Source organism: Streptomyces sp. HSW2009 (genome assembly GCF_040240285.1).
In the GTDB taxonomy this organism is placed as follows: Bacteria; Actinomycetota; Actinomycetes; order Streptomycetales; family Streptomycetaceae; genus Streptomyces.
Map to the genome: position 1 here is coordinate 1 of NZ_JBEHZD010000223.1, position 11,726 is coordinate 11,726.

Sequence of the window (11,726 nt, forward strand, 5' to 3'; positions counted from 1 at the left end):
GGGGGGGGGGGCGCGCCCGTGGTAAACCCCCGGGGGGGGGGGGTTACCCGCCAGGGGGGCCCCCGGCCCCCCAGGGCGGCGCCCCGCGCCCGCGGCGGCGCCCTCGCCGACGGCATCCGCTGGGCCGCCGACCACGGCGCCGACGTGATCAACCTGTCGCTCGGCGACGACAGCGAGTCCGCCCACCCCGCGCGCCGCGAGGACGCCGCCGTCCAGTACGCGCTGCGCAAGGGCGTCGTGGTCGTCGCGTCCGCGGGCAACGGCGGCGGCGAGGGCGACCGGGTGTCCTACCCGGCCGCCTACCCGGGCGTGATCGCCGTGACCGCGGTGGACCGGTACGGCAGCCGGGCCGCCTTCTCCACCCGCCGCTGGTACGCCACGATCTGCGCCCCCGGCGTGGACGTCGTCATCGCCGACCCCAACCGCCGCTACTACCAGGGCTGGGGCACCAGCGCCGCGTCCGCCTTCGTCTCCGGCGCCGCCGCGCTGGTGCGCTCCGCCCACCCGGACCTCAGCCCCGTACAGATCAAGCGGCTGCTCACGGAGACCGCCCAGGACCGGCCGGAAGGGGGCCGCAACGACGAACTCGGGGCCGGCATGGTCGACGTCACCGCCGCCATCGAAGCGGCCGGCCGGCTCCCGGCCGCGGCCCAGCTCCCGCGCGCCGCCGACTACCCCGACCGCTACTTCGGCCGCGGCCCCGAGCGCGAATCGACCGACGAGGGCGCCGCCCCCAGCAAACTCGCCCTGACGGCCGGCTTCGCCGGTGCGGCCCTGCTGCTCACCGCGGTCTTCCTGTGGCGCGACCGGACCCCCACAGCACGCCCCCTGACCACGGCCCCCACCACACCGCCCGACGCGGGCTGACCGGCCCACCCCGAGCAGCCGTACCGCCCACCGCGCCCGCCGCCGCCCCGGGTAGCCTCGACGCGTGGCGCTCAAGAACATTCCCGACCCCGGTTTCTCCGACGACGACGGCTCGGCCGACGCGCAGCTCACCGCGGCGCTCGCCGCCTGGGCCGCGGACCCGGCCGCTGAGCCGCAGGTGCTCCGCGCACTGGCCGGGGCCAGGCTGCTGGTGCCGGTGGTCGCCGTGCTCGGCGAGGTGGAGGAGGTGCCGACCGCCGACGGCGGCACGCTGCGCCGCGAGAAGACGAGCGACATGGCCGTCCCCACCCTGGAGGCCCCGGGCGGGCGGCGCGCGCTGCCGGCCTTCACCTCGATCGAGGCACTGGCCCGCTGGCGCCCGGACGCCAGGCCGGTCGCGGTCCCGCTGCACCAGGCGCTCCAGGCCGTCGCGCACGAGCGGGCCGACACCCTCGTACTCGACCTCGCAGGCCCGGTCACCTACGCCCTGACCGGCCCCGCGCTGCTCGCCGTCGCCGAGGGGCGGACCACCGTCGACCCGCTGACCGACCCGGCCGTGGCGCAGGCGCTGCGCACCGTGCTCGCGGCCGAGGCGGGCGTGCTGCGCGCGCATCTGGCGCCGGCCGGCCAGGCCGACGCCGACGGCACCCTGGCGCTGACCCTGGCCGCCGACGTGCCCGCCCGCGAGGTGGCCGAGCGCGTCGCCGGCGCCCTCGCGGCGGACGAGGTGCTGCGCGCCCGCCTGGTCCGCGGTCTGCAATTGGCCCTGCTCCCGGCCCACGCGACCCTCCCGGGCGAGCCGCTGTACGTGGCCTAGCCGCGCTGCTCTGCCGGGTCTGCCGGGGCCGTACGAATCTGCCGGTCCCACCGGGGCCCGTACGGACCAGTCGGGGCTGTGGGGGTCCCGGCCCCGAGCCCGCCACCGACACCACGCGCGGCCTCTCGTACGAGCAGCACGCCGGCCGCCCCACCCCGGCCGCACGGGCCACACCCGCCCCGCCCATCGCGTACGCGCGCGTGGGTCCCCGGGGCGTGGCTCACGCGTGTCCCCGGCCCCGACTGCCGCATGCGTGGGTGCACCCATCGGACGACCGGGCCCCACCGCGAGCCACCGCGGGCGGCCGGCCCGCGCAGCGATCCCGCATCCCGAACCCCGTACTTGCCCTACGCCCGCCCTCTCTCACCACCAACGCGCGAAATGCCCCATAACACCCCACAATGCAACAGGGGCATTCCCCGATCATCCACCCAAGGGAGCGCGGCATGGAGACGACGCGAATGGAGACGAGGCCCATCATCTCGGAGTTCGTCGGGACGCTGCTGCTGGTGTTCTTCGCGGTGGGGTCAGCGGTGCTCGCGGCCGACTACATCGGCACCGTCGGCATCGCCCTCGCCTTCGGCTTCACCCTGCTCGCCCTCGCCTACGCGCTCGGCCCGATCTCCGGCTGCCACGTCAACCCGGCCGTGACGCTGGGGATGTTGGCGGCCGGCCGGATCTCGGTGCGTACGGCGGTCGAGTACTGGATCGCCCAGTTCCTCGGCGGCATCGCGGGTGCGGCCATCCTGTTCCTGCTGGCCAAGCAGGTCCCCGGGCTGGAGACCAGCGGCGCCTTCGGCAGCAACGGCTACGGCGACCGCTCGGCCGTGCACATCAACACCGGCGGTGCCTTCCTGGCCGAGGTGGTGCTGACGTTCCTGTTGGTGTTCGTGGTGCTCGCGGTCACCCACAAGGTGGCCGTGGTCGGCTTCGACGGACTGCCGATCGGCCTGGCGCTCGGCGTGATCCACCTGGTCGGCATCCCGCTCACGGGCACCTCGGTGAACCCGGCGCGCAGCTGCGGGCCGGCGATCTTCGCCGGCACCGACGCGCTCGAACAGTTCTGGCTGTTCCTGATCGCCCCGCTGGGGGGCGCGGTCCGCGCGACGCTGTGCCACCAGTTCACCCACCCGCGCCCCGGCGACCTGCTCGACCGGGAGCGCGCCGAGGTCTGACCCCGGCCCGCCACCGACGCGCCGCCGCCCCGCCCCCTTCCGGAGCGGGGCGGCGACGCGCCCGGCCGCTATCCGGCGGGGGCACGGGGCGCGGGGTGCAGCGGCCGGTCAGCCGCCGAAGACCGGCCCGGTGAACTTCTCGCCCGGCCCCTGGCCCGGCTCGTCCGGCACCACCGACGCCTCACGGAAGGCGAGCTGGAGCGACTTGAGGCCGTCCCGCAGCGGCGCCGCGTGGTACGAGCCGACCTCGGTCGCGCTCGCGGTGACCAGCCCGGCCAGCGCGGTGATCAGCTTCCGCGCCTCGTCCAGGTCCTTGTGCTCGGGCCCCTCCTCGGCCAGCCCCAGGTTGACCGCGGCGGCGCTCATCAGGTGCACCGCAACCGTCGTGATCACCTCGACCGCGGGCACCTCCGCGATGTCCCGGGTCATGGTGTCGAAGTCGGGGTTCTCACTCTGGTCCTGGGTCGGCTGCTGGGCGTCGGCGTCGCTCATGGCTCTCTCGTCTGTCGGAAGTCGGTGGTACGCCAGGCGCCGTAGGTGTCGACCGGGCGCCGGGCGGGTTCATACGGCAGGACACCGGCACGCGCGCGGGGGAATCGCGTACGCGCTCAGGCCCGCGGCGCGTGCCACAGCGGCCGTACGTGCCATGGCCCGGCCAGGTGGTCCCTACGCATCGTACGAGAGGAGCCGGGCGGCCCCTCACGTGCGCTGCGCAGGGCCGGTGCGCAGGGCGGGCGCGCGGGGCGGTGCGGCCGGCCGTGCGGGGCCGGGGCCGCTGGGCGAGCGCTCTTGACAGCGCCCGCGGAGGCGCCCGCGCTAGACTCGTGTAACATTGCATGTGACCGGCTGGGCATTGGTGTGCCCGGCCCACAAGTGGAGGCTCCGACTCTCCCACCTTGCTGGCCCTTGAGGCCGGCGGGTCCCGGTCCGGTAGGGCCCGTCGTTCCGTACGGACGACGTGGAGCTGCCTGATGCGCCCCGCGGTGATGCCGCAGCGGTGCTCCCGGAAAGCGTGGAGCCCCCCTGTGTCCCGTACGGGGCGTTTTGTGCGTCTCGGCACGGTGGTCACACCGAAAACTGACGTTACGCGGCTGTCCGCCAGGCCGCCGCGTGGTGCAACTGAGGAGGCCCCATCAGCGCCGAGCCCCGCATCAACGACCGGATTCGCGTCCCCGAGGTGCGACTCGTCGGTCCCAGTGGCGAGCAAGTGGGCATCGTTCCTCTTGCCAAGGCCCTGGAGCTTGCGCAGGAGTACGACCTGGACCTGGTCGAGGTCGCGGCGAACGCCCGTCCGCCGGTCTGCAAGCTCATGGACTACGGAAAGTTCAAGTACGAGTCGGCCATGAAGGCCCGTGAGGCGCGCAAGAACCAGGCGCACACGGTCATCAAGGAGATGAAGCTCCGGCCGAAGATCGACCCGCACGACTACGACACCAAAAAGGGTCACGTCGTCCGGTTCCTCAAGCAGGGCGACAAGGTCAAGATCACGATCATGTTCCGTGGTCGTGAGCAGTCCCGGCCGGAGCTCGGCTACCGACTGCTCCAGCGGCTCGCGGAGGACGTCCAGGACCTCGGCTTCGTGGAGTCGAACCCGAAGCAGGACGGCCGGAACATGATCATGGTTCTCGGTCCGCACAAGAAGAAGACCGAGGCCATGGCCGAAGCCCGCGAGGCGCAGGCCGCCCGCAAGGCGGAACGCCAGGGCACCGTGGCGGACGCTCCCGAGCAGTCCGCCGAGGAGCCGGCCGAGGCGTGATCGTGGCGGCCTGAGCCCGAGGCCGCAACGCCGGGGCCCACCCCGGAACCCAACTGAACGAGCTGACGCTCCGGCACGCCCGCACTGGCTGCCGAGCGCCCCCGACGAGAAGAGAACGGCGACATGCCGAAGAACAAGACGCACAGCGGTGCCAGCAAGCGCTTCAAGGTCACCGGCTCCGGCAAGGTGCTCCGCCAGCGCGCCGGTCGCCGCCACCTTCTTGAGCACAAGTCGTCCACGCTGACGCGCCGCCTCGCAGGAACCGTCGAACTGGCCCCGGCCGACGCCAAGAAGGTCAAGAAGCTTCTCGGCAAGTGACGCCGCCCCCGCTCCGGCGGGGTGCGCGTCGAGTTCGGGACCCATTCGTTTCCGGGCCGTGTGAGGTAACCACGGCCCCGTACAAGGAGTTAAACAAGTGGCACGCGTCAAGCGGGCAGTCAACGCCCACAAGAAGCGCCGGGCGATCCTGGAGCAGGCCAGCGGCTACCGGGGCCAGCGCTCGCGCCTGTACCGCAAGGCGAAGGAGCAGGTCACCCACTCTCTCGTCTACAACTACAACGACCGCAAGAAGCGCAAGGGCGACTTCCGGCAGCTCTGGATCCAGCGCATCAACGCCGCTGCCCGTGCCAACGGCATGACGTACAACCGCTTCATCCAGGGTCTGAAGGCCGCCAACGTCGAGGTGGACCGCAAGATCCTGGCGGAGCTCGCGGTCAACGACGCGAACGCGTTCGCGACGCTCGTCGAGGTGGCCCAGAAGGCGCTGCCCAGCGACGTCAACGCCCCCAAGGCCGCCTGAGCGGTTTTCGAGGCCCGGGCCCCACACGGCCCACACTGAACCCGCAGGCGGCCCCCGCCTGCGGGTTCGCTGCTTCCCCCGATGCTTCCCGGGCACCGAGCGGGAAGCAACGCCCCTGGCACCAGCACCACCGCACCCGGAAGCGAGTACCACCACATGGCGGCCCCCGAGCTGACCTCCCTGCGATCGCCGCGCGTCCTGGCCGCCCGCCGACTGGCCCGCCGCAACGCCAGGACCAAGGAGCGCAGGTTCCTCGCCGAGGGCCCGCAGGCGGTGCGCGAAGCGGTCGCCAGGCACCGCACCGACGCCGGTGACGGCACCCTGGTCGAGGTGTTCGCCACGCCCGAGGCGGCCGAGCGGCACGCCGACATCGTGGCCGCCACGCACGCCGCCGGCGTCCCGGTGGTGACCGTCAGCGACGCGGTGGTCGCCGAGATCTCGCAGACCGTGACGCCGCAGGGGCTGGTCGGCGTCTGCCGCTTCCTGGACGCGCCGCTGGCCGACGTGCTGGCCGCCCGGCCCAAGCTGATCGCCGTACTCGCCCACGTACGCGACCCCGGCAACGCCGGCACGGTGCTGCGCTGCGCGGATGCGGCCGGCGCCGACGCGGTCATCCTCACCGACGCCTCCGTCGACCTGTACAACCCCAAGTCCGTACGGGCCTCGGTCGGCTCGCTCTTCCACCTGCCGGTGACCGTCGGGGTGCCCGTCGAGCGGGTGGTGCACGGGTTGCACGAAGCGGGCGTACGGGTGCTCGCCGCCGATGGGGCCGGCGCACGGGACCTGGATGCGGAACTGGACGCGGGCCGCATGAGCGGGCCCACGGCGTGGGTGTTCGGCAACGAGGCGTGGGGGCTCCCGGAGGAGACCCGGGCGCTCGCCGACGAGGTCGTGCGGGTGCCCATCCACGGCAAGGCCGAGAGCCTGAACCTGGCGACCGCCGCCGCCGTGTGCCTGTATGCCTCCGCACGCGCCCAGCGCGCCCGCTCGTAGCGACGGAGGGGCTCCGCAGCGTCACCTTGACCTAGTAGGGTTGCGCCCCTGGGGCCCGGGAGGGGGTGCAGCATGAACGTCAGGATTTCCGGCGCGGCGGCCACCTCGCCCGCGCCCGGAGCGTGCCTGCCCGGCGAGATCGCCACCTGGGCGACCGAGTCCGCGTCCGCCGGAGCACCCACCGAAGCGCGTACGGGAACACACGCCGAGCCACACCCCGCAGCACCCGCCGACACGTACGCCGACGTGCACTCCGACGACCTCCCCGACGGCCTGGTCGTCGCCGACGAGAACGGCTGCGTGACCTGCTTCAACGCCGCCGCCGCCCGGATCACCGCCACCCCAGCGGCCGAGGCGCTCGGCCGCCCGCTCGACCAGGTGCTGCCCCTGGAGGACCTGGAGGGGCGCCGCTGGTGGGCGCTGACCGACCCGTACGGGGGACTCGCCATCCGCGGCGGCCAACCCGAGCGCAACCTGCTGCTGCCCGGCGGGCGCGAGGTGCTGGTGGCCGCGCGGTACGTGCGCGTCCACCCCACGGGGCCGGTGCGCAAGGTGGTCGTCACGCTGCGCGGCACCGAGGCCAGGCGGCGCACCGAGCGCTCGCACGCCGAGCTCATCGCCACCGTGGCGCACGAACTGCGCTCGCCGCTCACCTCGGTCAAGGGGTTCACGGCCACCCTGCTGGCCAAGTGGGAGCGGTTCACCGACGACCAAAAGCGGCTGATGCTGGAGACCGTCGACGCCGACGCCAACCGCGTCACCCGGCTCATCGCCGAGCTGCTCGACATCTCCCGGATCGACTCCGGCCGGCTTGAGGTGCGCCGCCAGCCCGTGGACATCGCCGCCGCCGTGCGCCGGCACGTCCAGGCCCACACCACCGCAGGCCAGCGCACCGACCACTTCCTGATCAAGGTCGTGGAGCCGCTGCCCGACCTGTGGGCCGACCCCGACAAGGTCGACCAGGTGCTGGGCAACCTGCTGGAAAATGCGGTGCGGCACGGCGCGGGAACGGTCACCATCGAGGTGCAGCCCACCGTCATCCCCGCCAAGTCCGAAGGGTCCATCGTGGACACCGCAGCCCAGCCGAGCACGGCCGTCACCATCAGTGACGAGGGTTCCGGCATCCCCGAGGAGTCCATGGCCCGGGTCTTCACCCGCTTCTGGCGCGGCAGCAAGCGCGGCGGCACCGGCCTCGGGCTGTACATCGTCAAGGGGATCGTCGAGGCGCACGGCGGGACGATCACCGTCGGCCGCTCCCGCGCCGGCGGCGCAGAGTTCCGATTTACCCTGCCCGTGGGGGCCCCGGCCTATCTGGCCTGACCACCGCCGGGCAGCGGCCCGGCGCCCCTACGGGCTCGATCGAGTACGGACGCCCCGTAGACTCGACCTTTGGCACCTTTGGCACCACCGTCGTCGGCCGAGCCACACGTGCTCGGTCCGCGGACGAGCGAGGCGCCGAGGCGGGGCGAAGCCAATAGCCAATCGGAAGCACGGGAAGAGATGTCGGCACCCAACAAGTCCTACGACCCGGTAGAGGTCGAGGCACTGAAACCGGAAGAGATCGCCCGGATGCGGGACGAGGCGCTGGCCGCGTTCGCCGCGGCCGGGGACCTCGCGGCGCTGCACGAGGCGAAGATCGCGCACACCGGCGACCGCTCGCCGCTGGCGCTGGCCAACCGTGAGATCGGCGCGCTGCCGCCGCACGCCAAGGCCGACGCGGGCAAGCGCGTCGGCGGCGCGCGCGGCGAGGTCAACCGCGCGTTCAAGACGCGGCAGGAGGAACTGGAGGCGGAGCGCGACGCGCGCGTCCTGGTCGAGGAGGCGGTGGACGTCACGCTGCCCGGCGACCGTCTGACGCCCGGCGCCCGGCACCCGCTCACCACCCTCTCCGAGCGCATCGAGGACATCTTCGTGGCCATGGGCTACGAGGGCGCCGCGGGGCCCGAGGCGGAGGCGGAGTGGTTCAACTTCGACGCGCTCAACTTCACGCCCGACCACCCGGCGCGCGCCACCCAGGACACCTTCTTCGTGCGTGCGGACGCCGAGCGGGAGCCGGTGGACGAGGCGGAGTCCGGCATCGTGCTGCGCACCCACACCTCGCCGGTGCAGGTGCGGGCGATGCTCGACCGCGAGCCGCCGGTGTACGTGATCTGCCCCGGCCGCGTGTACCGCACCGATGAGCTCGACGCCACCCACACCCCCGTCTTCCACCAGGTGGAGCTCCTCGCCATCGACGAGGGGCTGACCATGGCCGACCTGAAGGGCACCTTGGACCACATGGTCCAGAGCCTGTTCGGGGCGGACGTGCACACCCGGCTGCGGCCCAACTACTTCCCCTTCACCGAGCCCTCCGCCGAGATGGACATGGAGTGCTACGTGTGCCGCGGGGCCTCGGTCGGCAACCCCGACCGCCCCTGCCGCACCTGCTCGTCCGAGGGCTGGATCGAGCTCGGTGGCTGCGGCATGGTCAACCCGCGCGTCCTGGTCGCCTGCGGCGTGGACCCGGAGAAGTACAGCGGGTTCGCCTTCGGCTTCGGCATCGAACGGATGCTGATGTTCCGCCACAACGTCGAGGACATGCGAGACATGGTCGAGGGTGACGTGCGCTTCACCCGGCCGTTCGGGACGGAGATCTGATGCGAATCCCGCTTTCCTGGCTGCGGGAGTACGTGGACCTGCCGGCCGGCGAGACCGGCCGCGCCGTGCAGGCCAAGCTCATCGACGCAGGACTCGAAGTGGAGACCGTCGAGCAGCTCGGCGCCGGCCTCACCGGCCCGCTGGTGGTCGGCAAGGTGCTCGCCATCGAGGTGCTCGACGGCTTCAAGAAGCCCATCCGCTACTGCCAGGTCGACGTCGGCCAGGCCAACGGAACGGGCGAGCCGCAGAACATCATCTGTGGCGCCAGCAACTTCGCCGTCGGCGACAAGGTCGTCGTCGTCCTGCCCGGCGCCGAACTGCCCGGCGGCTTCAAGATCTCCGCGCGCAAGACGTACGGCCACGTCTCCGAAGGCATGATCTGCTCCGCCAGCGAGCTGGGCATGTCCGACGACCACGACGGCATCATCGTGCTGCCGCCCGAGCACGAGGTGGGCTCCGACGCCATCGCCCTGCTCGAACTGGTCGACGAGGTGCTGGACATCGCCGTCACGCCCGACCGCGGCTACTGCCTGTCGCTGCGCGGCGTCGCCCGCGAGGCCGCCACCGCCTACGGGCTGCCGCTGCGCGACCCGGCCCTGCTCGACGTGCCGGCGCCCAACGGCTTCGGTTACCCGGTCAGCGTCGCCGACCCGCGCGGCTGCAACCGCTTCACCGCCCGTACGGTGGTCGGCCTCTCGCCCGAGGCGCGCTCGCCGATCTGGCTCCAGCGCCGCCTCCAGAAGGCCGGCATGCGGCCGATCTCGCTGGCCGTCGACGTCACCAACTACGTGATGCTCGAACTCGGCCAGCCGCTGCACGCCTACGACCGCTCCCGGGTGGCCGGCACCATCGGCGTACGGCGTGCGGAGGCCGGCGAGAAGCTCACCACGCTGGACGGCACCCAGCGCGTCCTGGACGCCGAAGACCTGGTCATCACCGACGACAGCGGGCCGATCGGGCTCGCCGGCGTGATGGGCGGGGCCAACACCGAGATCGCCGACGCCAGCGGCCCGGAGACGGCCGCCGGCACCACCGACGTGGTCATCGAGGCGGCGCACTTCGACGCCGTCTCGATCGCCCGTACGGCCCGCCGGCACAAGCTGTCGTCCGAGGCGTCGCGCCGCTTCGCGCGCGGCGTCGACCCGCAGGCCGCGTCCGCCGCGGCGCAGCGCGCCGTAGACCTGCTGGTGCTGCTCGCCGGCGGCACCGCGGAAGCCGGCGTCACCGAGGTCACCACGCCCAGCGGGCCGCGCACCATCACGATGCGCGCCGACCACCCGGACCGGGTCGCCGGTGTCGACTACGGCCGGGAGACGGTCGTGCGCCGGCTCCAGGAAGTGGGCTGCGACGTCTACGGCCAGGACGAACTGGTGGTCACCGCGCCGAGCTGGCGGCCCGACCTGACCGACCCGAACGACCTCGCCGAAGAGGTCATCCGGCTGGAGGGCTACACCAACCTGCCCTCCAAGCTGCCGCAGCCGCCCGCCGGCCGTGGCCTGACCGAGCGCCAGCGACTGCACCGCAGGGTCGGCCGGGCCCTGGCCGGTGCCGGCTACACGGAGGCGCCGAACTACCCGTTCATCGGCGTGGAGGTGCTCGACCAGTTCGGGCTCGACGCCGACGACCCGCGGCGCGCCGTGGTCCGGCTGGCCAACCCGCTCTCCGACACCGAGCCGGTGCTGCGCACCACCCTGCTGCCCGGGCTGCTGGGCGCGCTCCGCCGCAACCTCGGCCGGGGCGAGCAGGACATCGCGCTGTTCGAGACCGGCCTGGTCTTCCGCGCCGTCGCCTCCGCCGAGGAGACCGCGGTCGCCGCGGTACGGCTGCCGGTCGACCGGCGGCCGACCGACGCGGAGCTCGCCGCGCTCAACGGCGCCCTGCCGCGGCAGCCGCGCCGCGTCGCGGTCGTCCTGGCCGGCGCCCGTGAGCGGGCCGGCTGGTGGGGCGAGGGCCGCCAGGCGAACTGGAACGACGCCGTCGAGGCCGGCCGGCTGATCGCCGCCCAGGCCGGTGTCGAGCTGATCGTCCGGCAGGACCAGCAGGCCCCGTGGCACCCGGGCCGCTGCGCCGCGCTGCTGGCCCTCGTGGACGGCCAGGAAGTGCTGGTCGGCAACGCGGGCGAACTGCACCCGCGGGTGATCAAGGCGCTCGGCCTGCCGGAGCGCACCTGCGCCATGGAGATCGAGCTCGACCGCCTGGAGCAGGCGGCTCCGGGTGTGGTGCAGGCGCCGCGGGTGGCCACCTTCCCGGTCGCCACCCGGGACGTGGCGCTGGTCGTCGACGCCGCGGTGCCGGCCGCCGACGTCGAGGCGGCGCTCACCTCGGGCGCCGGCGAACTGCTGGAGTCGGTGCGGCTGTTCGACGTGTTCACCGGCGAGCAGCTCGGCGCGGGCAAGAAGTCGCTCGCGTACGCGCTGCGGCTGCGCGCCGCGGACCGGACGCTGACCGCCGACGAGGCGTCCGCGGCCCGGGACGCAGCGGTCGCGGCTGCCGTCGAGCGCACCGGGGCGGCGCTGCGCGGCGCCTGACCCGCCGCCCCGCGCCCGCCGCGGGGATCAGGCTCGGCTCAACCCAGGGGCGTGTCCCGCGCGAAGTGCGCGGGGCGCGCCCCCAGGGGGGGCGGGCGGGGCTTGGGAGCCAGGCCGAAGGGGCCCCCGGGCCGGGGCGGGGGGGGCGGGGGGC

11 protein-coding genes are annotated in these 11,726 nt (G+C 73.6%); 10 read left to right on the forward strand and 1 reads right to left on the reverse strand.

What is annotated here, in order from left to right; genetic code table 11:
* The 3 genes from AAHZ94_RS17715 to AAHZ94_RS17725 all read left to right on the forward strand — a co-directional run.
* Positions 1-867 (forward strand): S8 family serine peptidase (locus AAHZ94_RS17715; protein ID WP_349993898.1); only part of this gene is annotated, 867 nt, incomplete at its 5' end.
* A 64-nt stretch (positions 868-931) separates the two neighbouring features.
* Complete coding sequence (locus tag AAHZ94_RS17720; RefSeq protein ID WP_349993899.1) at positions 932-1,684, forward strand: SseB family protein; 753 nt, start codon at positions 932-934, stop codon at positions 1,682-1,684.
* Between the two features lie 446 nt (positions 1,685-2,130).
* Positions 2,131-2,859 (forward strand): MIP family channel protein, encoded by a 729-nt coding sequence (locus AAHZ94_RS17725; RefSeq protein ID WP_502964701.1) that lies wholly within the window; start codon positions 2,131-2,133, stop codon positions 2,857-2,859.
* A 108-nt stretch (positions 2,860-2,967) separates the two neighbouring features.
* Here the strand turns inward: AAHZ94_RS17725 and AAHZ94_RS17730 are convergent, their stop codons facing one another.
* On the reverse strand, positions 2,968-3,351 hold the full coding sequence (locus tag AAHZ94_RS17730) for a DUF1844 domain-containing protein (protein WP_349993900.1): 384 nt from the start codon (positions 3,349-3,351) through the stop codon (positions 2,968-2,970).
* Between the two features lie 640 nt (positions 3,352-3,991).
* On the opposite strand from AAHZ94_RS17730, the gene infC reads away from it, so the two are divergent.
* The 7 genes from infC (at position 3,992) to pheT (ending at position 11,572) form a co-directional block, all read left to right on the forward strand.
* Positions 3,992-4,615 (forward strand): translation initiation factor IF-3, encoded by a 624-nt coding sequence (gene infC / locus AAHZ94_RS17735; protein ID WP_349993912.1) that lies wholly within the window; start codon positions 3,992-3,994, stop codon positions 4,613-4,615.
* Positions 4,616-4,738: 123 nt separating this feature from the next.
* Positions 4,739-4,933, forward strand: coding sequence for a 50S ribosomal protein L35 (rpmI, locus tag AAHZ94_RS17740; RefSeq protein ID WP_349993902.1), 195 nt, complete (start codon positions 4,739-4,741; stop codon positions 4,931-4,933).
* A 97-nt stretch (positions 4,934-5,030) separates the two neighbouring features.
* Positions 5,031-5,414 carry a 50S ribosomal protein L20 gene (rplT, locus tag AAHZ94_RS17745; RefSeq protein ID WP_349993904.1) on the forward strand — a complete coding sequence of 128 codons (384 nt, stop codon included), beginning with the start codon at positions 5,031-5,033 and terminating at the stop codon, positions 5,412-5,414.
* A 156-nt stretch (positions 5,415-5,570) separates the two neighbouring features.
* Positions 5,571-6,407 carry a TrmH family RNA methyltransferase gene (locus AAHZ94_RS17750; RefSeq protein WP_349993905.1) on the forward strand — a complete coding sequence of 279 codons (837 nt, stop codon included), beginning with the start codon at positions 5,571-5,573 and terminating at the stop codon, positions 6,405-6,407.
* 72 nt (positions 6,408-6,479) lie between these two features.
* Positions 6,480-7,727: a sensor histidine kinase gene (locus tag AAHZ94_RS17755; protein ID WP_349993906.1), complete on the forward strand. Its 1,248-nt coding sequence runs from the start codon at positions 6,480-6,482 to the stop codon at positions 7,725-7,727.
* Positions 7,728-7,907: 180 nt separating this feature from the next.
* The gene (gene pheS, locus AAHZ94_RS17760; RefSeq protein ID WP_349993908.1) at positions 7,908-9,044 is read left to right on the forward strand and encodes a phenylalanine--tRNA ligase subunit alpha; all 1,137 of its coding nucleotides are present in this window, start codon (positions 7,908-7,910) and stop codon (positions 9,042-9,044) included.
* Positions 9,044-11,572 (forward strand): phenylalanine--tRNA ligase subunit beta, encoded by a 2,529-nt coding sequence (gene pheT, locus AAHZ94_RS17765; RefSeq protein ID WP_349993909.1) that lies wholly within the window; start codon positions 9,044-9,046, stop codon positions 11,570-11,572. The genes pheS and pheT overlap by 1 nt, the downstream gene beginning before the upstream one ends.
* The last annotated feature ends 154 nt before the right edge of the window (positions 11,573-11,726 follow it).